The sequence below is a fragment of the Kitasatospora sp. NPDC059599 genome, from assembly GCF_042735125.1.
Taxonomy (GTDB): Bacteria; Actinomycetota; Actinomycetes; order Streptomycetales; family Streptomycetaceae; genus Kitasatospora.
Genome location: NZ_JBHWCL010000058.1, coordinates 18,273 through 40,629 on the forward strand (window position 1 = coordinate 18,273; position 22,357 = coordinate 40,629).

The following is a 22,357-nucleotide window of genomic DNA, read 5'->3' on the forward strand; positions in this document are numbered from 1 at the left end:
GGCCCTGGCGGGGGTGGCGGCACACCCCCTCAATCAGCGACAGCGCCCGGAAGGCGGGCCGGAACCGCTCTTCTCCCGGCTGCCGAAGGCGTCGAACAGGTTCAGGGCCCGCAGGCGGGGTGCCCTCGTCGTCACCACTGCAGCAGGAACAGCAGCGGAACGGTGACCCTTCGGGCCTCCTCGTGCTGAGCTCGGGGCACGTGGCCCCCGGCGAAGAAGCCGGCGGCCACGATGCGTGGCTCGGTCACCCGCCGGCCGAGGGCGGTCCACCCCGAGTACCCGACCGGGCCTCTGATGTCGGGCAGCGGGAGGAGGGCGTCCAGTGCGGTCCGCCGTTCCGGGGCCGCGTTCTCGACCAGCGGCCCGATGAACGACTCGTCGACCGGTTCGGCGGCCCGTATGGCCCGCATGGCCCGGCGGAGGTCGGCGCGGGCCTGCTCGTCGGCGGCGGAACGGGGCCGGTCGCCGCAGCCGGGGGCGTCGATCGTGGCCACCGCACAGCCGGACGTCGCGCAGTACCGGGCCCGGGCCACCGGCCGGGGTGCCCGCCTGGGCAGGCCGTTGTTGTGGGCCGTGAGGATCAGCGGAGCCGGTGCGGCGCCGGACGTCCACAGGTGCCGGGATCCCGCCGAGGGTGAATTCGCGTTCGCGGATGTCGGGATCGAGGTGCCGGTCAGAGGTGAATTGCACAGTCGTGCCTTTCGGGAGGGCTCGTGAAACGGCGCTCCCGGGCGACCTGTCGCCCGCCCGCGACCCCGGAGGAGAGCGCCCATGTCGTCAGGTTCACGGATACCATCTTCTCGTTCTCTCGCACGGCCTCCGGAAACGTGGCAATGCCGGCCGCGGTCCGTCGAACGGACCGGTGGTCCGGGGGCGGAGGGAGTGGCCGGGGCGACCTGGAGAATTCAATAGGGTGGTCGTAAGAATCAAAATAGCCAATCGTATGTTATTGCGCCGCGCCCGCCGTCATCAAATGGCTTGCATGCGACCTGGATCCTGTTTTACTTGGCCCGTAGCCAAAAGATTCTTGCGCTTCCGGTCAGAACGAGGAAGGGGCGGGCTTGTCCACATTCTCTGATTCGGTTCTGCTCGCCCTGGGAAGTGCCGAGGGCCTCAAGTCCGCGCTGGCCCCGCAGGGTGACACCACCGGCGTCCGGACGTTGGTCGGGGCGGTGAACGACCTGGACCTCGGCAGGGTCGACGAGGTCCGGGACGTCGCGGTGGGCGATATCGCGCTGCAGGTCCCGTTCTTCCCGCCGCGCCGCATCGAGGGTGATCTCAGCCGCATCCTGCCGAGCCACGCCCGGACGGATCTGAGGCTCAGCATCGCCGGTGATCCGGTCTGGGCCGACATCCTCGCCCGGGTCAGGGTCCAGCTGGTCGTCGAGGTCGATCCGGGCGGTGTGGAGAACATCGTGACGCGGCTGGTCGACACCAATGGAACACTGGACGACTTCCGCGCCCAGGTCCCTTTCCTCGACGTCGACGAATTCATGAAAATCCATCACCTGGAGACGATCGAGGACCTGCGCGACGCATACGAGTACCTCGTCGCCGAGATCCGGCTGCGCGCTCCGTCGGTCTTCGATCCGGCCGATCCGGCCAATGCGTACGGGGTCGAGATCGCCGTCGCCGTGCTGGTCCTGGATTCCCTCGACCTGACCGCGGGGCTGCGGGCCGCCAAGGAATTCCGGGCGGCGACCGGTCACCTGCTGAGTCCTGCCGGGCCGAGCGTGCTGGGCGAGGCCGTCGCGCCGTACGCCGTGGCGGTCGTGCTCCCGAGGCCCGGAGCGGCCTCCGATCCGACGACGGGCAACGTGACGAAGCTGTTCGCCGGCGAGGGCGTGCTCAGCCTCTTCCTCCCCACCCCCTAGCCACGACCGAAGGAGTACCGATGCCAGCCCGCGGTGACACGCAGCCCTTCGACGCCGCGCCCCTCGGCGCCCCCGCGGACGAGCCCGGCGGTGCCTTCGAGCCGTCCCCGGCCCTCGACACCCCTCCGCCCGGCGGGGCCGCGGCCCCCGGGGCCGTGCCGGTGCCGGGCGAGCTGTCCCCGAGCGAGTTGCGTGCCCTGCAGGAGAAGTTGCGGGCGAAGTTCCACTGAGCCAACCGGCGTTTCCCGGGCGGGCCCGACAGAAACGGAGGCGGCGGATGGCCGTCAGATACATCAGAGTCACCCCCACGATCGACCTGTTCGCACCGGTCACCCGAGCGTTCGGCGACATCGCCGTGATCGGCAAGGTCACCGCTCCGGCTACGCCTCCCGCCGATCTGCTGGGCATCGGGGTGCCGGCCGTGTTCACCGACCCGGGGGAGGCCGCCCGTCGGGCCCCAGGCGAGCTCGGCACGTCGATCGGTCTCGCCTTCGCCCAGTCGCCGGGCCCCACCACGGTGTGGGGCGTCCGGGTGGACTCCGGCAGCCCGGACTACGACGGGGCGCTCGCCGCGGTGGCGGGGCTCGACGTCCAGTTCGTGGTGCTGGCCGACCTGGCGCTGGACGCGACGTCCGGGGCCGCGACGGGGCCGATCGGCAAGTTGGCGGCCCATGTGGACACGGTCTCGGGGACGGGAGGTGACGGCAAGGAGCGGATGGGCGTGGCGATGCTGGCCAAGGGGGTCGCCGACCCGTCCGTCGTCCAGGGGGGGCTGGCCACTGACCGGATGGTGTACATCGCGCACAAGAGCGACGAGGACGCCGCCGCGGCGGTGACCGGCGCGATCGCCGGCTATCCGCCGCACATCTCGATGCTGCTGAAGCAGGTCATGATCACCAGCCCGCCGTTCACCCCGACGGAGATCCAGACGATCAACGGGGAGGAGCCCGAGGGAGGCCCGCTGCCCACGGGCCCGGCGGGCCACGGCGTCAACTGGCTCAGCTCCCCGTCGCTGATCCCCGGTCAGGGCGTCTACCTCGGCGAGGGCTACACAGGCAATCCCGCAGGGAAGAAGTTCATCGACGTCGTCCGGACGCTCGACGACGTCTCCTTCCGGCTCAAGGCCCAGATGATCAAGACCATCGGCAACCTGCGGATCAGCCGGTCCGGACTGCGCGCCCTGATCGGACAGATGGAGTCGGTGCTCGATCCCCTGCAACAGGCCGAGGTGATCGACTCGTACACCATCGTCATCCCGCTGCTCGCCCTGCTGGACAAGGACCCGGCGACGCTGACGACCTCGCAGGGGAAGCAGATCACCAACGCGCACGGCCAACGGGTGGTCGAGGCCCTGGTCACGGTCGAGTACGCGGCCGCGGTGCACCGGCTCGACATCACGCTGAAGTTCCAGTAGCCCGCAGCGGGCCCCGTAGAGGACGCAGAGGAGGAGAGGACCGCCATGGCCGACTGGAACACCAGGCTGGAGGTCAAGCTCGGCGACGCCACCATCACGCCGATCTCGACCTTCACCCCGACGTTCAACGTGCCCCACACCGTGATCCACAGCATCGAGGCGGACAACGTCGGGTACGTCCGGCAGCCGTTCACCTTCACCTTCACCATGGGCGTGCCCGCAGTGGCGTCCGCGGTCGCGGATCTGACCGAACTGGCCACCAACGGGCGGGAGTTCTCGATCGCGGTCGCCGAGAAGAAGGGCACCGACTGGGCCTTCAAGTCGATCAAGTTCGCGCGCTGCGTCGTCACCTCGGCCAGCCCCAGCAACGTCGTCATCGACGGCGTGCCGCAGGCGAGCTTCAACTGCCTGGCGCTGTCCGTGGGGCTGGAGGCGTGATCCGTGGACGGTGACGAAGGGCAGGTCGCGCTGCCGGCCTTCGACGGCGGCGGGCGGGTCGAACGGACCGGCATCGCGCTGGTGCACGAGGGCGAGTACGTCGTCCCGGCGGGGTCCGCCGAGGCGGTCCTGGCCCCGGCCGGTGACGGCGGGACAGTGGTGAACTTCCACTTCCCGGTGGAGGTCCGGGTGGTCGGCGAGCTCGGCGACGACCACGTCCAGCAGGTCGCGGCGTACGTCTTCGGCGAGTTCGAGCGTGAGCTGACGAGCCGGCTGTGAGCGGGCCGAACGTTCCGGTGCTGGTGGGTGCGGTGCCGCTGCTGTACGTGCAGTCGATGACGATCAGCGAGGGCTACCGGGTCGAGCGGATCGCCGGGGGCCGCTTCTCCCAGCTCACCCAGCCCACCACCAAGACCATCGGCATCGAGGCGATGCTGATCGGGCCGGAGCGCCTGCTGCTGAAGAAGGCCCTGGAGGTCATGGCGCTGACGTCGCGCCTGCTGGTCTCCACCGCCGCGCCGTTGCTGGCCGTGGCCGGCATTCCCGTGGTGTCCGGCTTCACGATCAGCCTGGACATGCAGATCACCGATCTGCGGTTCACCCAGAACGTGCAGAAGCGGGAGGCCCTCGACGTCAGCCTGACCCTGCAACAGGTGCCGAGATCGGCGATCACCGCCGCCCTCGGCGAGGTCGCCGACCTCGCCCTGGCCGTGGCGACGGCCGCGCTGCCGAGCGGGCCGCCGCCGAACCCCATTCCCCGTACGCCACGCGACCCGATGTGACTGGAGGGACAGTGGCAACGCCGAGCTACCTCCGCCTGCCGATCGAGCCCGCCGAGGGCTTCCCGCAGGCGTTCCGCCTCCAACTGGGATCCGTCATCTACCAGTTCCACCTGTACGTGAACGTCGCCGAGGACCTGCTGACCACCGCCCCGGGTGATGCCGTCCTGGACCTGCCGGCGGCCGGGGCGTTCGTCGTGCTGCGGGTCGCCCGGGAGGAGGCCGCCGGCCCGAGGACGATCCTGCGCCGCAAGCTCGTCCCGGGGGTCGAGTACCGCGCCGCCGAGCTCTCGCTGACCTTCCCGACCATGCGGGTGGCCCGCCGGAACCTCAACGGCGTCGGGGAGTTCGGCTCCGAGGTGGTGGGCGGGGTGGCGCTCAGTTGAGCCTGGTCATCTGGTACAAGGTCGTGATCGACGAGCTCCAGCCCTCGGGCGGCCTGCTCTCGGCGGTGGCCTCGCTGGTCGGTGCCGGTCTCCCGGTGACCGTCTCCAACGACCTGCTGAGCGGCTCGCTCGTCCTGGACGCCGACATCACGGTCACCATGACGGAAGGCGCCTCCGCCGACACCTTCCAGCTCACCCTGGTCAACCTGCCGGATCCGACGGTGGAACTGATCCGGGCGAAGGTCACCACCACTCCGCTGCAGGTCCTGATCCACCTCGGCTACTTCGACGAGCCCGCCACCACCCTGAGCGCCAAGCCCGTCCTGCAGGGGCGCCTCACCGCGATCAACAGCAGCGTGGACCAGGACGGCTCCTCCCGCACGGTGATCACCGGGCAGGAGGAGGGCGGGTACCTGCTGCGCCGGACCGCCGTCGCCAAGAGCACCACCCCGGCCACCGACGTGACCGAGTTCGCGCGGACGGTCGCCGCGCAGGCCGGCGTCCAGCTGGCCGCCGGGTCCGTGCTGACCGGCAAGCTCACCAACTACACGGCCAGCGGCGGCTCCGCTCTGGACGTCCTGCGCGACTTGGCCGGCAAGGCGGACGTCCCCCTCGTGGTGCGGGACAAGACGGTGTACCTCGGCCCGGCCGTCGGCGACCCGGCCGACCGCGCACCGGTCGCCTTCGACCCGGACGGCAACCTCGTCTCGCTCGACCAGAGCCGCACCGAGGACGCCGGAGCGCGTTCCGCACCGGGCTCGCCGACACCCGCGCAGGATCCGGCATCGCCCACCTCCCAGAGCGTCCCGATGCGGGCGTCGGTCCACCTGGTGGCGCTCGGGCACCCCGGTCTGCGGGTGGGCCAGGTCACCTCGGTCACCGGGGTCAACGGCGTCCCCGACCAGACCATGCGCATCACCGCCGTCACCCACCGGTTCGGCACCCGCTCCGGGTACGTCGCCGATGTGGGGCTGGTGGTGGCCGAGCGGGGCAAGCGGGCACAGCTCGGCGGCGGCGTGCAGGGCGTCGTGGACCGCTGGCGGGACGTGGTCGACCGCCGGCAGCGGGAATGCCCGGCGATCGACGTCGGCGAGATCAGCGACTACGCCCCGGGCAAGGAGGGCAAGCACCTGGCATCGCTCCACTACGGCCAGTCGGCCGGGCCGGAGATCGTCGCGCCGAGCGTCGCATCGCCGGTCGACACCACGGTGGACCTGCACGACAAGCCGATCGTCTCCCCGTTCGCGTTCCACAACTGCGGGCTGATCACCCCGGTCTACCCCAAAATGCGGGCCGTCCTGGCCCACAACGGGGGGCTGGTCAACGACGCGGTGGTGGCCGGGTTCGTCTGGCCGGAGAACCCCGCCCAGGCGCACCCGCCCAACGAAGCCGGCGACTACTGGCTCGCGCTGCCCACCGAGCTCGGCCCGGACGGCCTGCCGACCGGCAAGGGTGCCAACGACCTGACCGACCGCAGTGGCCACCGGGTCGTACAGGTCGCAGGACTGCGCCTGCAGGTGGGTGCCGACAAGCTGCCGGCCCTCGGCACCCGGCCGAAGCCCCCGACCGACAGCACGATCACCATCGAGCACCAGAGCGGGACGAAGATCACCGTGGACAAGGACGGCAACGTCGGCATCACCACCGCCGCCTCCGCCTCGCTGAAGCTCAGCAACGGCCAGGTGACCCTCGCCCTCGACGGCCCTTCGGTGAAGGTGACCTGATGCCCCACGTGCTCACCACGGCGTCCGTCCTCCAGTGCATCCACGGCGGGCGGCTGACCGTGCCGGCCGGCGGCACCGCGCTCACCGTCGACGGCCGGCCGGTGCTGCTCCAGGGCGACCTCGCCGGCGCGACCGTGGCCGGCTGCGCCAACACCAACGCGGCCGCCGGCCAGACCCCCTGCCTCGTCGTCACCGCCGTCCTCGCCGGGCTCAGCACCGACCTCACCGTCGGCGGCCGGCCCGTGCTGCTGGAGACCGCGCAGGGCCTCACCAACGCGACCCCGGCCGCACCCGTCATGTGGCAGGTCGCCTCCGCCGGCCAGACCAAGCTGACGGCCCAGTAGCCGCCGGACCGAGGAGGATCGACATGAAGGACGGACCGTTCGGCCGCAGCCTGCTGCTGCTCGACGGCGACCTGGTGGTGCGGGACGGGCGACTGGCCGAGGTGGCCGGCGTGGACAACCTGCTGCAGGCCCTGGAGCTGCGAGTGCTCACCCCGTACGGCTCGGACGAGTTCAACGTCAGCTACGGACTGGACGTCACCGAGGCGTTCACCCGGGCCCATTCGGCCCGGTCGGTCCGGGAGGTGCTGAAGCTGAACCTGGTCCGCACGCTGGTGACGGACCCGCGGGTGGTGGACGTCCGGCAGATCACGTTCGACGAGTCGGACGAGGCGCGGCACCTGCGGAACCAGTCGGTCCGGGTCGAGCTGGACACCGTGGCGGAGCAGCCCGCCACCCTCGTCGTCACCCTGGGGGTCTGAGCGCGATGACCGACTACGGCGTCACCGAGGAGGGCTTCGTCCTCAAGCCCTTCGACGTCCTCCTGGGGGAAGCCGTCGAGCGGGTCAAGGCCGTCCTGGGGGTCGACCTGTCCGCCAGGGACGGCAAGGACGGGAACGGCGGACCGATCGACCTGACCAGTACCAGTCCGGTCCGCAAACTCCTGGAGGTGGCCGCGCACGAGGACGCCGAGCTGTGGAAGCGGATGGAGGACCTCTACTACGCCAACTTCGTCTCCACCGCGTTCGGCGATGCCCTGGACCTGCTCGGTGACGACGTCGGCCTCGCCCGACGGAACCTGTTCAGTGCGGGCACCGTCCGGTTCACCCTGAGCGGACCGGCCCTCGGACGGATCTACACCGTGCCCGAGGGCACGATCGTGACCACGACGGACTCCCCGCCGAAGGCCTTCGCCACCACCGGAGCGGCCCGGCTGAGCGCCACGGCCGGCACCGCCGACGTCGGCGTCGTCGCCGTCGAACGGGGACACGACCAGGACGTCGGCAAGGACCTGATCACCGTGATCGACCCGGCCTGGCAGACGGTGTACCTGGCCGACTTCGCCCCGGCGACCCTGACGGTGACCAACCCGGACGTGACCACCGGCGGCCTGGACACCGAATCCGACCAGGACTACCGCGCCCGCCTCAGCGGCCTGGCCCGCAGCATCTGGACCCTGGACAGCGTCCGCCAGGCCGTCCTGGACGTGGACGGAGTCATCGACGTCGCGACCTCCGACCCGCTCGGCGGGGTGGACGTGTCGCAGAGCTACTTCGGCCAGTTCGACTTCGACCAGCGGCTCTTCAACTCCGAGCGGCACATCGGCGAACCGTACTTCTTCGACGTGCTGGTCGCGCACGACTTCCGGTGGCCCTGGCGGACCCCGGCCCCCGTGCCCGGACAGGCCGCACCGGCCGTCACCGGGGTGTACGAGCGGGTCTCGGCGGCGGTCGACCGGGTCCGCCCGGTCGGCGTGCACGCCAACATCGTCGAGGCCGACCACATCGACGTCGGGGTGCGCGCGAGGGTCACCGTGGAGACCGGCTACGACACGGCCGCGCTGCGGGCCGCGATCCTCCGGCGGCTGGCGGTCGAGACCGGCGGCCCGCGGCTCGGCGGCGTGATCCGCTACTCGCAGGTCATGTGCGCCTTCGCCGAGCAGTCCGGCGTGGTGGACGTCCAGCAGCTGCACCTGCGGCGGCTGCCGCCCGCGTTCGGCCGGATCACCTTCGGCGCGGTGCCGCAACAGAGCGGGGTGGTCGAGGCGGCGGTCGGGGAGAACCTGGTGATGGGGCCGACCGAGATGGCGGTGTTCCGGCCCGACGGGCTGCTCGTCGACGTCACGGTGGTGGTCCGGTGAGCACGTTGTCGGCGGTGCGGATGGCCCGCCACCTGACGGCGCCCTTCGGACGGGGAGCGGACTCGCTCGCCCTGAGGCTGCTTCCGGGGGCCGACACCGGCTCCGCGCCGATCGCCCCGTACGACTTCGCGGACCACCGGGCGACGTACGGGCACCCCGCCGACCCGGCTTACGTGCTGACCCTCCTGACGGGCTGCGACCAGGACACCTCGGTCGTCCTCACCGTCGACCAGCCCGGCAGCAGCTTCCGCCCGGCCGTCGTCATCGTCCCGGCCGGGACCAGGGCGGGGACGTCCTACGTGGTGCCGCTGCCGTCCGGCGCCACCGGGGCCGCCCGGCTGACCACCCTGACGGCGAACCCGCCGCCGCCCGGCGTCACCGCGGCCGGCCGCTGGGCGCTCACGGCCCTGCTGGGCACCACCGCGAAGCTGCTGTGGGCGATCGGTGCCGAACGCGACCAGCTGCGCCACCACCTCGAACGGACCGTGGCGCAGCGTCACCTGGAGACCGCGACCGGCGCGAGTCTGGACCTGATCGGCAGTGACCTCGGGGTGCCGCGCTTCCCGCCGCTTCCGTACGGCTTCGACCCGGCCACCGTGGCGATGTACCACCTGGACGAGGACCCGCGCACGGCGCCGCAGGCGGAGGACCTGACCGCACGTTACCCGGGCCGCAACGACCACCACGGCACGATCACCGGCCCGGTCCTCCCGAGTGTCGGCAGGTTCGGGCAGGCGTTCGCCTTCACCGGTGACGGCGCACTGGTCACCGCGTTGACCAGCCCGGACTTCGACATCCCGGCGGACGGCGGGGCGACCGTCGAGTGCTTCGTGCGCCCCGACCCGGGCCTGGCGGCGGGACTCGTCCTGGCCCGGCACCCCGACCCGGCGACGACCCGGCCGGGCTGGGTGCTGGAGATCGGCGAGTTCGGGCGCGCCCAGCCCGGCAACGTGCGGTTCGCCATCGGCGACGGCACCACCGCGGTCGAGCTGTTCGCCGACCTCTCACTGCCCACCGACCGGTTCAGCCACCTGGCGGCGGTGGTCGACCGGTCGACCGGCCACCTCACCCTGTGGGTCGACGGAGCGCTCCGGGACCGCAGGCCGGACGGCGGACTCGGGGCCGTCCGCAACACCGCCGACCTGCGGATCGGCCCCGGGCACACGGGGTTCCGCGGCACCGTCGACGAGGTGCGGCTGTCCTCGGTGGCCCGCGCCGACTTCTTCCCCGCGCTCGGCGAGGGCAACGAGCACTACCGGAACCGGCTGCGCATCTTCCGCCGGTGGACGTTGCCCACGCCCGCGAACCTGACCAGGATCCTCAACGCCACGGTACGCCCGATCGGCTCGTCCCAGGATCGCGAGGTGAGCGACAACCCGCTGGTGGTCGACGACGCCAACGGCCGAGTGGTCCGCGGCACCCGCACGGTCACCGTCCTTCCGGCGCGGCTCGGGTCCGGGGAACGCATGGACCGGGACGGCCGCCGCAGGGTGTCCGAAGCCGACACCGTCGGCACCGCGGCGGACGAGCTGCGGTTCGACCCGGTCTACCTGCTCACGCACGACGACCCCGGGGTCGACTACCGGGTTCCGGGCCCGCGGGTCCTCGGACCCGGTGAACCACCACCGGATCCGCACCGCGTCCAACTGGTGCTCACCGCCCCGCTCGACCGACTGGTCGCGCTGGCGGCCGCGGAGGGTGCCGGCGGCCGGCTGCGGGTGGAGTCGGCCTTCGATCCGCGCGCCGACGACCTCCGGGCCACCGGCCGCGCCGTGCTGCTCACCCACGGCACGGTGGCGACGGACCGGCTGGCGGCCCTCGCCCACCGGGCCGGTTTCGACTACGTCGAGCACCGCGCCGACGTGGAGCAGGTGTACGCCGCGTGCGCCGTCGGGGAGTACCTGGCCCTGGACGCCGCTCCGCCGGGCAACGGGCCGGCCGACCTGGTGGTCGGGGCGAGCACCGGCGTCAGGCTGACCGTCCGGCCCGCGCTTCCGGTCGGCGCGCTCGCCGACTGGCTCACCATCCCGATCGGCCCGGGCCGGGCGACCCTGAGCAACGTCTCCGCCACCGGCGCCTCGCTCACCGCCGCCGCCCCCGGGGACATCACGGTGAAGGTCGAGGTCACCCGGGGCAGCCACACCGTCAGTGCCACCCGTACGCTCCGGGCCGCGCCGGCAGACCTCGCCGACGGCGCCCGGATCGCCGCCGACGGCACGCTCGACGCACCCGTGACGGTGGTGGGCAGCCCGGACCCGGACTTCGACCCGGTGTTCCTGCACCGGCACGACGACGCCCGCGCGGCGTACGGGACCGACCCCGACCACCACCTCATGCAGTTCGCCGTGGCCGGTCGGCTCGACGCCCTCCTGGACGAGCTGCAGCGGCGCGACGTGGCCGGCCCGGTGACGGTGGCCGCCGCCCACGACCCCGCCGGCACCGACCCGCTGGCCCGGCAGGGCCGGGCGCTCACCATCCGGACCACAGGCCTCGACGCCGGTCAACTCGCTGTCGTCGCACACCTGGTGGGCTTCGGGCACGTGCAGCGCTCGGGAACGGACGTGATCCTCCACCACCCGGCGGAGCCGTTGGTCGCCCTCACCGGACCGGACACCGTGACCGAGGGCTCCACCCTCGACCTCACGATCCTGCCGCCGCCCTCCGTGGTCGGTGCGGTCGGGCAACTGAGCCTGGCCACCGGGGCGTTCGCCGACGGCCGGGCGGCGCTCAACGGCGCGACCGACGAGTCGACGCCGAGCCTGACCGGCGAACAGGCCGGGCCGGTCTGGGTCCAGGCCGCCTACCTGATGGACGTGGGGTCGGAGCCGGAAAGCGCCAGGGTCCCGCCGTACACCTTCAAGGTCCGGCTGCGGCCGGAGCTGGTGGCGGCGGGGCAGGTCGTTCCCAAGGACAAGTACGACCTGATCATGAACATCCTCAACACCCTGCACCCGGTCGGTGTCGAGGTGCTCACCGGCGCCCTCCGCGAGCACGTCGTCGAGAGCCGCGACGCCGCGACGGCCAACCCCGACTACACGTACCCGAAGTTCCGAGTCGGCGCAGTGCCGCCGCGACGCACCAAGGAGGCCAGCCCATGACCGGGATCAGCTTCACCCAGACCTTCCACCACACGGACTGGGTGGACAACCGGGACCGGGTCCAGGCCGCCGGCCAGAACGGCTTCAACAGCCGTTTCAACGCGGTGGAAGCGGACCTGAAGAACCTCTCCACCGTCGTCGGCACCATCGACCAGGCCATCACCGCGCTCAGCGCCCACCCGACGACCGCACCGAAAACGATCAGCCTGAGTCCGCTGCTGGCCCCCGCCCTACCGTCCGCCAACAGCCCGCAGCCGTCCCCGGTCGGATGGAGCATCGACGCGACCACGGGGACCGCGCAGAAGCCGCTCGGCCTGTCGGGCAGCTTCGCGGGGGTGATGAACGTCGTCCTGCCGGACGGGGTGCTGGTGCAATCGCTGCGGATCACCGCCACCAACAGCTCGACGGTCGCCAGGTTCTCCGTCGCCCTCAACCGGATCCCCCTGGTCCTCACCTCCTCCACGGTGCCCGACCCACTCGTCAGGACCGCCATCAGCACCTCGCCGTTCGACGCGACCGTCAACACCTCCGCGGCCCTGGCCCAGGTCGACGTGAGCCACTTCCGCTACTACCTCGTGGCCGAGGTCCAGAGCGCCGTGGCCGCGGACGTGATCTCCCTCGGCGGCTTCCAGATCACCTACTCCGGCTGAGACACCGTGCGGGTCGACTGCCACATCCCGATCACGATCCGGATCACCGGCGCCCTGGGCGAGGCCCAACTGGAGGAGCTGGCACGGACCCTGGCCGAGGCGGTGCGCGCCCGGACGGCCGAGGCCGAGCGGGTGGTCGCCGCCCGCCTCGGCCGCCACACCCCGGTCGGACCGGCCGAGGCGCGCGAGCGCTACGACCCGGCCCGCGACGGCGACCGCGGCTACGCCGTGGCCTCCTACCGGGACGGCGGACGTCCGCAGGGCGTACCGGTGCGCGGCGCCGCCGGGCCGTGGACGGTGCTCCGCGCGGTCAACTTCCGGGCGCGGGTCGGCCGGTTCCTCGACTTCGTCGAGCGCCTGCACGAGGGCGGGCGACTGGCCGAGCAGGCGCTGTACGGCGACCGGCGGGAGGAACTCCGCTGGGTGGCGCTCTGGTGGGTGCAGACCGGCCGGGACCACACCCTGGCCGAGCTGTCCGACGAACTGTACGCGCGCGCCGCCCGGCTGGTCCGGCTCGGCCCGGGACAGGTCCTCGCGACGGCGATCTGGGTCACCGACGACAGCCGGGCCGCCCTGCTCGCCCTGGACGAGGACAAGGTGCTCGGCGACCGGATCGAGCGGATCGGCCCGCACAACGCCCGTCGGATCGAGGGCCGGGGAGCCACCGCCATGCTCCGCCACGGCGGCTGGGTGCTGTTCGCCGCCATGGTCCTGCCCAAGGTGGAGCTGACCGACCTGGCGGCCCTCGGCAGGGACACGGTGCTGCGACTGCCGGCCGCGGACGCGGCCTTCTGCCTCGACGCGCGGGACTTCGAAGCCCGGTACGGCCTGACCACGGCCCAGTACCTGCGCGAGTTCGGCACCCTCCCCGTACCGGTGTGGCTCCAGCCGCTGACGGTACGCCGCCGTGCCCGGCCCGCCGCGCTCGCGCTGCTCCTGGGCCGTCGGGCCGAGGAGCGGGCACCCTCGGGCGAGGACCGGGTGACCGGCGACCGCCTCCTGGTGCTGACCGACCCGGCGCTGAGCCGGCTGCCGGCGTCCGTCCGGGAACGGGTCGGCGCCTGGACCGACCCGACCACCCGGCGGCTGGACGACCGGGCCGGTACCTACCACCTCGAACCGGGCTGGCGTTGCCTCTTCGCCAGGGTGGCCCTGCCCGTGGACGCCGAACGGCTCGGCGCCGCCCGGTACCGGCCGCGCGCCCGCCTGCTGGCGGCCCGGCTGCGCGGCCTGCTGGGCGGTGACCCGACCGAGCGGTCCTGGCAGCGGGCGATGTCCGCCTTCCTGGACCGCGAGTTCGAGGAGGACCCGCCGGCCGAACGACCGGACGGCGGAACGCTGTTCGAGTACGTGCTGGCCGAACTGGCCGGGGACTTCGCCAGGCTGTACGAGGGCGTGGGGGCGAGCCGCCACTTCGGCCTGCGGCACCGCCTGCTGCGGCTCAGCCTGGCCACCTCCCGGGCGGCCGATCCCAGGGTGGTGAAGCTCCGGGACTCGCTGACCGAGCAGCGGCTCGCCGGGACCCGCAACGAGTACCGGACCGACCCCGCCCGGATCCTGCTCGACCGCGAGCCCGGCCGGACGGTGGCCGTGCAGGGCGTCCTCGGCGAGGTCGACTCGATCTACCGCAGCCGCCGCGACCTCGAACGGCTGCTCCCCGCGCGCGTCGAGGCGCTGCGCAAGGCCCTGGAGGCCGAGCGGGTGGAGCTGGTGGGGCGGATCGCCCGGGGGGAGGACCGCACCACGTACGACCAGGAGCGGTTCGCCACCGCGGTGCTGGCCGGCGCGGTCCGGCGGGTGGGGCTGACCCGGGCCGACTTCGTGAGCGTCACCGTCGAGCGGAGCATCCGGCTGCTGGAGGTGCGACGGCAGGAGGAGGGCGGACTCCCGGACTTCCACGTGCAGTTCGAGTTCGTGGAGCGGGTGGTCGGCGAGAAGGGCTGGACCCGGGTGGGCGACCCGGTGACGGAACGCGCCGGGAGCTTCGAGGAGCGGTTGACCTGGTGGCGGCTCGGCCGGGCCGGTCAGGTGTACCAGGTCGCCGGCATCGTCGTCGCCGCCGTCGGCGCGGTCTTCCTGGCCTGGGAGGCCGGCGTGATCGCCGCGCTGGTGAGCCTCGGCGGTGGAACCAGCGCGGTGGTGACCGGGATCGCGATCTCGGAGATCGTCTACCTCTTCCGGGTGGTCTTCGGTGATGCCAAGCTGACGCTCGGCGGCATCCTGACCGCCGCCCTCGAGGGTTACCTGCTCGCGGTCGGATTCCGGCTCGGCGGCGTGCCCGCGCGGTGGGCCGCCGAGGCCCTGGGCACCGTGACCCTGCGCCGGGCCGTGGCCGGCTGGGCCGCCCAGGCGCTGGTCCGGGGCTCCGTGGGCGGCGCGACCTCGGCGGCGTTGATCACCTTCGCCCACGACGTGGTCAACGTGGCCACCGGCGAGGGCTCGTGGTCCGGCATCCGCACCTACGTGGCGAACATGGCGCTGGGCGCGGTGATCGGGATCGTCGCCGAGTTCGTCCTCGCCCCGGCCCTGCGGGAGGTCCTGGTCGGTGCGCGCGGTGCGATCACCACGGCCGCCGGGACCGCCGCCCGACTGCGGGCCGCCGGCTGGGGCGCCCGGGAGTGGGTCCGGGTCTCGACCGAGGCGCTGGCGAACCTGCGGGCCACCCTCGGGACCTTCATGGGGGACGTGGCGGCCCGGGGCTTCGCCACCGCGATGGCCGCCCGGCTGGCGGAGGTCGCCACCGAACTCGGCGGCCGCGAACTGGCCCGGCACGTCCTCGAACTCGCCGGGGCCCGGTTCACCCTCGCGGCGAGCGCCGGACTGGAGCGGCTGCTCCCGGCCCTGGAGGCGACCGCCCCGGCCCGGGCCCGCACCGTCGCCCGGATCCTGGGCGAGCACCCGGCGGAGACCGTCCACCTGCTGGAGGCCCTGACCACGCTCGACCGGGCCGCGACCCGTCGGCTCGTCGCCGGGACCTTCGCGTCCACCGAGGACCTCGCCGCGTTCCTGGGGCGGCTGTCCGAGTACACCCCCGCCGAGCAGCGCGCGGTGCTGCGGCTGCTGGCCGAACTGGGTGTCGTGGCCGCCCGGCCCGTTCCGCGCGGGACCACCTCCGACCTGGCGCGCCGTCAGTTCGGGGCGTCGCTGCGGATCCAGGCGGCCGGGGCGGAGACGGAGGTGCGCAGGGTGGAACGGGAACTCGCCGAGGTGCTCGAGAAGGCCCGTGCGGCCGAGGCGCGCGGCAACACCCGGCGGGCGGGCGTGCTCCGGGACCAGGCCGAGGCGCTGCGGAGCCGGATCGAGGCCCAGCGGGCGAGGGCCGTCGAAGCGCGCGCCGAGGCCGGCCGGGCGACGACCGGGCTGCCGGAGCTGCCGACCCCGGCGGACATCGAGCGGGCGCTGGAGCAACTGGAGAGCCGCGGCAGCACGCAGACCTGGATCCGCCTGCCCGCGGGCGCGCGGTTCCGGGAACACCCCGAACTGCTGGAGCGGGTGGTGCGGCCGGTCTTCCGCAGCCGCACCGGGAACCGGGTGGTGTTCCGGGTCGAGGGCGGTACCCCGCCGGATGCCAGCTGGGAACGTGTTCCGATCGACGCCAACGGGCAGGCCCGGGTGCTCAAGAGCGGCACCGACCCGATCAACCTGAACTTCGGGGTGTTCGAGCGGGCCGTCGAGTTCCTGATCAAGGCGCGACCGGGCGCACGCCTGAAGGTGTTCGAGGTGGAGGAGGGGTGGTTCCGCGCCCTCCGCAGCCACGCCGTCCCGGAGCAGGGAGAACCCGCGTCCCTGCTGGGCCGTCCGCCCGGCACACCACCGGAGGACGCGGTCCCGCTGCCCCGGCCGCCCAAACTGAAGGAGGTCACCGGTCGGCCGCGCGTGGTGGACACCCGGTACGGGCAGGACCAGCTCCAGATCCCGGAGAACCTCATCCCCGAGCTGAACGAGTTCATCGTGCCGGGCAGCGGCCGGGTCGTGGAGTTCAAGCCGTGAGGCGCCGCTACCACCTGCCGGACACGGTGACGGGCGAGGTGGCCGCGGTGGACCGGGAGCGGCTGCTCGCCGTGGTGCGCGCAGCGGTCCAGCGCGCGCTGGCGGCTGCCGCGCCGGGCGAGGTGGTCGCGCCACGACCCGGGGAGCCGACCCGGGAACGGTTCTCCCCGGAGCGGCGGACTCCCGAGGGCGGGTACGCCGTGCCCGGCTACGACGAGCAGGGGCGGCCGGTGGGCGTCCCGCTGCTCCCGGCCGCCGGCGGGACGAGCGAGCGGCTCGGGACACCGCTGGACCGGACGGGGACGGGGACGGGATCGGTGTTGCCGGTACCCGGACCGGCCGCGGAGACCGGGTCTGCCGGGAGCACCGCGTGGAGCGTCGCACCCCTGCCGGCGGGCGCCGCCACACCCGACGAGGGCGCCGGCCTCGGGGTCGACCGTTCCACCGTCACGGCCGGGCCCGGAACCGCACCGATCGTCCGACTGATCCGCGAACGCTGGCCCGCCGCCGGCTTCGCCGACCCGGCCGGTGTCCGCTACGGCGTGTACGCCACCGGCGCCGGCGAAGCCACCCCGCGGCTGTTCTACCTGGCCCCCGACAGCGACGGGCCGGTATTGCGCGCCCTGCGGCTCGCCGTCCGGGCGCCGGGCGCCCCGCGCGTCGTGGACCTGCCCGGCGGCGACTACACCGTCGTCGCGCGCCCGCACAGCGCGGCCCAGCTGTACCGCGGACCGCGCCGACTGTCCGACCTGGGCAACCCGCAGGACCTCGACCTCACCGTGAACTTCACCGTCGTCTCCGACGTACCCGAGGTGACCGTCCGTGCGGCCCCCCGGTACCACCTGTGGCCCCGGCCGCGGATCATGCGGACCGATCAGCAGGAAGGGCCGGCCATCGTCGGCGCCGACACCACCTACCTCGCCGAGGTGGAGATCTGGCGCCTGGAGGAGTCCGGCCGCTGGACGCCGGTGTTCGAGCTGGCGCTGGTGTACGCCTTCATCAGCTACCGCTGGCGGGTGTACCGGATCGAGCACGACCGGCACGGCGAGCGGTACCGGGTACCCGTCGACACCGGCCGGCCGACCCGGGCCCACTTCACCCACCGCTTCGACCGGGCCGGCGAGTTCGAGGTGGAGTGCGAGGTCCGTCTCACCTACGAGGACGCTTCCCCGGAGCCGGTGACGGAGCGGCGCACCGACCAAGCCCAACGGCTCGAGGAACGAATGGCCCTCGAACTGGCAGGGCTGGAGAAGCCGACCCGCGCGGCCGGTACCGAGCCGCTCTGGTCCACCAGCACCGACGAACTCCTGACGGCCGCCCGACAACGGCTGCGCCGGGCCGAACAGGCCACCCCCCGGGACGAGTCGCTGATCCGTGAACTGCGCGACACCGTCGCCGCACTGGAGAAGAGACTGGTCGGCACCACCGGCGCCGGGCCGTTCCCGCTGCGGGCGCTGTTCACGGACCGCCGCACCGCCCGCTCTCGGCCGATCTCGCTGTTCGTCGGCCCCGCGCCGAACCCGGCGGGCCCGGGCCACACCTGGCTGCTGATCGACGTGACCTACCCCGCCTTCCACCGGACCTACCGGGGCACCGGGCCCACCGCCGAGGCGGCGCTGCGGGCCGCCTTCGAGGACGCCCGGACCTCCTTCCGCGGCAGTTACCCGCCCGGCCGGATCCTGGCCCGGATCGAGTGGCCCGGGATGGAAGGGCTGCAACTGAAGCCCTTCGACTTCGCCACGGACACCGAGAGTTGGCAACGCACCGCCTGGGAGTGGCTGTCCGTGGTCGCGACCGGGCTGGCCGTCGCGGGCACCGCGCTCGCGCTGGCCTTCCCGGTGACCTCGCCGGTGGTCGGCGCGATCGTGCTCGCCGGAGCGCTGACCGGCGGGGTGCTCAGCGCGGTCAGCCTGGCCGAGCGGCTGCACCACGACGCCTTCGAGTGGAACCGGGAGACCGCGGTCGACCTGGTGGCCATCGCCACCGCCTTCACCTCGGCGGGCGGGGCGGTCGCCCGCGGGGCCACGGCCGGCACCGGCCGGGCCATCGCCGCCGGGGCGCCGCTGACCATCGAGACCACGGCCCGGCTGGCCGGGATCCTCAGGTTCCAGCGCGCCGTGCTCTACGTCGACCTGGGCGCCCACCTCTCCGACGCCGTCCTGCTGTCCCACGACACCTACCTGCAACTGCGGGAAGTCGACGCCGCGATGTCCGACGCCGCGCTCGCCCGCCTGCAGCAGGAGTACGGCAACGAGGAGGGCCGCCGCCGGTTCGAGGCCGAGCGCTTCACCCGGATCCTCGGGGTGCTGGCGCGCGCCGCCGTCAACGGGCTGCTGACCCTCGTGTCGGTCCGCGGCACCGCCAAGGCCATCGCGGCCGGTCGCTCCGTGCGGCTCGCCGCCGAGCGCGGCAGGACGGTCCTCCAGGAGTTCCCCGAAGCGGACTTCCTGAAGGACCAGGACGGCTTCCGGCGGCACCAGACCGACGAGGTGGCCCGGCGGCTCGGGCTGACCACCGATCCCGTCGGCGCCGCGTCGGCACAGGCCCTGTCCGTACGAGCGGCCTGGGGGATCAACAAGGCCCTCGCCGCCCTCAGCGAGGACCGGCGGGCGCTCGTGCTCGCCACCATGCGCCCCGGAGGTGCCGACCTCAAGGCGCTGCGGTTATTTCTCACCGACGGCGGCAGCCTCACCGAACTGGCGGCCTTCCTGGAGACCCAGCCCGTCTGGCTGCGCAACCGCATCACCACCTTCGGCACCCTGCAGACCCGGGCCGCGGCCTTCGACCGCCTCAGCACCACCGTGCCCGACATCGCGGCGTTCCGCTGGGACCAGGAGAACCTGACCGATCACTTCGGCCGCCACGTCCTGGGGCGCGCCGGCTACCCGGAGGAGGCCTGGAAATGGGCGGAGCGCCTGGGGATCGCCCGGGCCTACGGCTTCGACCGGATGCGGTACCAGTCGCTCCTCCAGTCGACGGCGGCGGCCGACGGAAGGCTGCGCTGGGAGATCACCGAGCGGTTCCGCCAGGCCTACGGCGACTACGTGCACCACGTCATGACCCGGACCGCGGTGTTCGGCCGGACCGGCAAGGGCGCGGAGCTCGTCGGTTCGGACGGTGAACTGTTCTGGGCGGCCGCACCGACCGGCCTGATCTCCACGGGGTACTTCCCGGACAACCCGACGACCTGGCCGCCCTCGTCGGACGAGCTGGTGCGCAAGCTGAGTTCGGCGCTGTCCCAGGGGCAGTCGGTCGTGCAGCTGTACCGGCTCCCGCGTTGACCGGTACCCGCGTGGGGTGTCCGGCGCGGATTGCAGGCGTGGTCGGGGGCGCCCATCCTGGAGGTGCGGGCGCGCCGCCGGACAGCACACCACGGATCGGGAGTCAGCTGTGGGCGTTCTCAATCAAGGCCGTCGTCGCTCGGACCGAGTCGTCGACGCGCACGCGCCGGCCGGCCCGACGGTCGCGGGCAGCGGACCGGCGGGCCCCACGATGTCGGCCGCCGTCGAGACGATCGCCGTCGGCGGCGAGCTGGGCGCAGTGGCGGTCGCCCCGGACGGCCGCCGGCTCTACGTCGCCGGTGGCGCCGGGAAGTTGATCGCCGTCATCGAGCGGACCGGCGGCCCCGGGGCGGAAAGCCCCTTACCCGTCGGTGCGAGGCCGAGCGGGGTCGCGGTGGCCTCCGACGGCCGCCAGGCGTACGTGGCGAACACCGGCGACAACACGGTGTCGGTGATCGACACGGCCACCGACCAGGTGGTCGGGGCCGTCAAGGTCGGCGGCGGCCCACGCGCGGTGGCCCTGTCCCCGGACGGGGGCCGGGCCTGCACGGCGGACTCCGCCTCGAACACCGTGTCGGTGATCGACACCGCCACGAAGCAGGTGACCGCCACCATTCCCGTCGGAGCCGGTCCCACCGGCGTGGTGATGGCCCCGGACGGCCGTCGCGCCTACGTGGCCGACGGCGCTGCGACCAGCGTGTCGGTGATCGACACCACGGCTGGGCAGGTGACCGCCACCATGACCCTGGGCGCCGGCCCGCGCGGACTCGCCCTCTCCCCGGACGGACGCCGACTGCTCGTCACCACCCCCGACACGGACGCGGTTTCGCTGATCGACACCGGCAGCAACGAGGTGACCGCCACCGTCACCGTCGGTTCCAATCCCGCCGCGGTGGCCTTCACGCCGGACGGGAACCACGCCTACGTCACCCTCGCCGGTGCCGACAGCGTCAAGGTGATCGACACGACCGTTGACCAGGTGACCGCGACCATCGGGGTCGGCGCCATCCCCGTCGGAGTGGCGATCACCCCCGACGGGCGCCACGCGTACGTCGCCGACGGCGGATCCGACACCGTGTCGGTGATCGACACCGGCACCGGCCGGGTGACCGACACCGTCACCGTCGACAAGGGCCCCGTCGGGGTTGCCGTCACCCCCGACGGCAACCGGGTGTACGTCACCAACGGCGGCGCGGACACGCTGTCCGTCATCGGCGACACCACCGCCCACCAGGTGACCGGCACGATCGGCACCGGCAGGTTCGCCTGGGGAGTGGCGATCGCGCCGGACGGCCGCCACGCCTACGCCACGGAGGCGGGTTCGAACACCGTGTCGGTGATCGACACGACGACGAGCGAGGTCACGGCAATCGCCGTCGACGGTGCCCCGCTGGGTGTGGCGGTGACACCCGACGGCCGGCACGTGTACGCCACCGGCTCGAAGACGTCGCTGATCGACACCGGCACCGCCCAGGTGACCGCCACCATCGCCGTCGGCGACCGGGCCCTCAGTTGGGTGGCGGTGTCACCGGACGGCCGCCACGCGTACGTCACCGGCTCGGCGTCGGGCACGGTGTCGGTGATCGACACCGGGACCGGCCAGGTGACCGCCACCATCGCCGTCGGCGCCGAACCCGCCGCGGTGGCGGTGACACCGGACGGCCGCCACGCCTACGTCGCCGACTCCGACTCGGACACCGTGTCGGTGATCGACACCGGCACCCACCGGGTGACCGCCACCATCGCCGTCGGCCACCGCCCCGTCGGAGTGGCGCTGACCCCGGACGGCCGCCACGCCTACGTCGCCCACGTCGGCTCGCAGACCGTCTCGGCGGTGGACACCAGCACGAACCTGGTCACCGGCAGCGTCGCCGTCGGCGCCGACCCCTGGGAGGTGGCCGTCTCCCCGGACGGCCGCTACGCGTACGTCAGCCACAGTGACTCGGGCACCGTGTCGGTGATCCGCACCAGCCCGTCCTGACGGCACCGGCCGGTGGCGCACGTGAGACGGAGGAGTGGGCGCCGCCGGACAGCACCCGACAGATCGATGGATCAGGAGACCGCCGTGGACGTTCAATTCCCGCGCTGTCAGCGTGCCGTGAGCACCCCCGCGGGCGGCCCCGCCCTTGACGATGCGCAGGCGGCCGGTCCATCCCCGGCGGTCGTGGCGACCCTCGCCGTTCCCATGGGCGGACAACCCAACGGGTCGGTCGTGCTCCCGGACGGGCGTGTCTACGTCGCGTGTGGCGTCAAGGACACCGTCACCGTGCTCCGCGGCACCGGCGGGCTCGGAGCAGGTGACCCGGTTCCGGTCGGTGCGAATCCCGAAGGGGTTGCCGCGAGTTCGGACGGCCGTCGGGTCTACGTGGCGAACTCGGGTGGGAACTCGGTGTCGGTGATCGACACGGCCAGTGGCCAGGTGTCGGGATCGATCACCGTGGGTGCCGGGCCGCGAGGGGTCGCGGTGTCCCCGGACGGTGGCCGCGTCTACGTGGCGAACTCGGGTGGGAACTCGGTGTCGGTGATCGACACGGCCAGTGGCCAGGTGTCGGGATCGATCACCGTGGGTGCCGGGCCGCGA

General features: G+C 73.0%; 17 protein-coding genes and 1 pseudogene. 17 read left to right on the top strand and 1 reads right to left on the bottom strand.

Translation table 11 applies throughout. The features are described 5' to 3' along the window. Positions 1 to 66: 66 nt before the first annotated feature. Positions 67 to 690, bottom strand: a pseudogene (locus ACFV04_RS21145) (alpha/beta hydrolase); the annotation flags it as partial. 482 nt (positions 691 to 1,172) lie between these two features. Here ACFV04_RS21145 and ACFV04_RS21150 point away from each other — a divergent pair. From ACFV04_RS21150 to ACFV04_RS21230, 17 genes are all read left to right on the top strand, one after another. Then, on the top strand, positions 1,173 to 1,874 hold the full coding sequence (locus ACFV04_RS21150; protein WP_380531074.1) for a hypothetical protein: 702 nt from the start codon (positions 1,173 to 1,175) through the stop codon (positions 1,872 to 1,874). Positions 1,875 to 1,894: 20 nt separating this feature from the next. Continuing rightward, positions 1,895 to 2,104 (top strand): hypothetical protein, encoded by a 210-nt coding sequence (locus ACFV04_RS21155; protein WP_380531077.1) that lies wholly within the window; start codon positions 1,895 to 1,897, stop codon positions 2,102 to 2,104. Positions 2,105 to 2,151: 47 nt separating this feature from the next. Next, positions 2,152 to 3,288 carry a hypothetical protein gene (locus tag ACFV04_RS21160; protein WP_380531079.1) on the top strand — a complete coding sequence of 379 codons (1,137 nt, stop codon included), beginning with the start codon at positions 2,152 to 2,154 and terminating at the stop codon, positions 3,286 to 3,288. A gap of 45 nt (positions 3,289 to 3,333) precedes the next feature. After that, a complete protein-coding gene (locus ACFV04_RS21165) occupies positions 3,334 to 3,726 on the top strand; it encodes a hypothetical protein (RefSeq protein WP_380531081.1) in 393 nt (130 codons plus the stop codon). 3 nt (positions 3,727 to 3,729) lie between these two features. After that, positions 3,730 to 4,005: a hypothetical protein gene (locus ACFV04_RS21170; protein WP_380531084.1), complete on the top strand. Its 276-nt coding sequence runs from the start codon at positions 3,730 to 3,732 to the stop codon at positions 4,003 to 4,005. Continuing rightward, a complete protein-coding gene (locus ACFV04_RS21175; RefSeq protein WP_380531087.1) occupies positions 4,002 to 4,508 on the top strand; it encodes a hypothetical protein in 507 nt (168 codons plus the stop codon). Before ACFV04_RS21170 ends, ACFV04_RS21175 begins: the two co-directional genes overlap by 4 nt. An 11-nt stretch (positions 4,509 to 4,519) precedes the next feature. After that, entirely contained in the window at positions 4,520 to 4,891 is a 372-nt protein-coding gene (locus tag ACFV04_RS21180; protein ID WP_380531090.1) for a hypothetical protein, read from the top strand. Further along, positions 4,888 to 6,615 (top strand): hypothetical protein, encoded by a 1,728-nt coding sequence (locus ACFV04_RS21185; RefSeq protein ID WP_380531093.1) that lies wholly within the window; start codon positions 4,888 to 4,890, stop codon positions 6,613 to 6,615. Before ACFV04_RS21180 ends, ACFV04_RS21185 begins: the two co-directional genes overlap by 4 nt. Further along, positions 6,615 to 6,959: a hypothetical protein gene (locus ACFV04_RS21190; RefSeq protein ID WP_380531096.1), complete on the top strand. Its 345-nt coding sequence runs from the start codon at positions 6,615 to 6,617 to the stop codon at positions 6,957 to 6,959. Before ACFV04_RS21185 ends, ACFV04_RS21190 begins: the two co-directional genes overlap by 1 nt. A gap of 23 nt (positions 6,960 to 6,982) precedes the next feature. Then, entirely contained in the window at positions 6,983 to 7,378 is a 396-nt protein-coding gene (locus ACFV04_RS21195) for a hypothetical protein (RefSeq protein WP_030241782.1), read from the top strand. Positions 7,379 to 7,383: 5 nt separating this feature from the next. Beyond that, positions 7,384 to 8,757, top strand: a complete 1,374-nt coding sequence (locus ACFV04_RS21200; protein ID WP_380531100.1) for a baseplate J/gp47 family protein — start codon at positions 7,384 to 7,386, stop codon at positions 8,755 to 8,757. Beyond that, complete coding sequence (locus ACFV04_RS21205; protein ID WP_380531103.1) at positions 8,754 to 11,855, top strand: LamG-like jellyroll fold domain-containing protein; 3,102 nt, start codon at positions 8,754 to 8,756, stop codon at positions 11,853 to 11,855. Before ACFV04_RS21200 ends, ACFV04_RS21205 begins: the two co-directional genes overlap by 4 nt. Continuing rightward, the gene (locus tag ACFV04_RS21210) at positions 11,852 to 12,505 is read left to right on the top strand and encodes a hypothetical protein (RefSeq protein WP_380531106.1); all 654 of its coding nucleotides are present in this window, start codon (positions 11,852 to 11,854) and stop codon (positions 12,503 to 12,505) included. The genes ACFV04_RS21205 and ACFV04_RS21210 overlap by 4 nt, the downstream gene beginning before the upstream one ends. Positions 12,506 to 12,511: 6 nt before the next feature. Then, on the top strand, positions 12,512 to 16,495 hold the full coding sequence (locus ACFV04_RS21215; protein WP_380531109.1) for a hypothetical protein: 3,984 nt from the start codon (positions 12,512 to 12,514) through the stop codon (positions 16,493 to 16,495). After that, positions 16,492 to 19,776 carry a hypothetical protein gene (locus ACFV04_RS21220; protein ID WP_380531112.1) on the top strand — a complete coding sequence of 1,095 codons (3,285 nt, stop codon included), beginning with the start codon at positions 16,492 to 16,494 and terminating at the stop codon, positions 19,774 to 19,776. The genes ACFV04_RS21215 and ACFV04_RS21220 overlap by 4 nt, the downstream gene beginning before the upstream one ends. A 109-nt stretch (positions 19,777 to 19,885) precedes the next feature. After that, complete coding sequence (locus ACFV04_RS21225) at positions 19,886 to 21,757, top strand: beta-propeller fold lactonase family protein (RefSeq protein ID WP_380531115.1); 1,872 nt, start codon at positions 19,886 to 19,888, stop codon at positions 21,755 to 21,757. Between the two features lie 66 nt (positions 21,758 to 21,823). Then, positions 21,824 to 22,357, top strand: a 534-nt coding sequence (locus ACFV04_RS21230; protein ID WP_380531118.1) for a YncE family protein, incomplete at its 3' end; no start/stop codon positions are given.

Coding starts and splice junctions, on each gene's coding strand:
- ACFV04_RS21165 (WP_380531081.1), top strand. CDS start 3,334: ATGGCCGACTGGAACACCAGGCTGGAGGTCAAGCTCGGCGACGCCACC.
- ACFV04_RS21155 (WP_380531077.1), top strand. CDS start 1,895: ATGCCAGCCCGCGGTGACACGCAGCCCTTCGACGCCGCGCCCCTCGGC.
- ACFV04_RS21190 (WP_380531096.1), top strand. CDS start 6,615: ATGCCCCACGTGCTCACCACGGCGTCCGTCCTCCAGTGCATCCACGGC.
- ACFV04_RS21195 (WP_030241782.1), top strand. CDS start 6,983: ATGAAGGACGGACCGTTCGGCCGCAGCCTGCTGCTGCTCGACGGCGAC.
- ACFV04_RS21160 (WP_380531079.1), top strand. CDS start 2,152: ATGGCCGTCAGATACATCAGAGTCACCCCCACGATCGACCTGTTCGCA.
- ACFV04_RS21210 (WP_380531106.1), top strand. CDS start 11,852: ATGACCGGGATCAGCTTCACCCAGACCTTCCACCACACGGACTGGGTG.
- ACFV04_RS21200 (WP_380531100.1), top strand. CDS start 7,384: ATGACCGACTACGGCGTCACCGAGGAGGGCTTCGTCCTCAAGCCCTTC.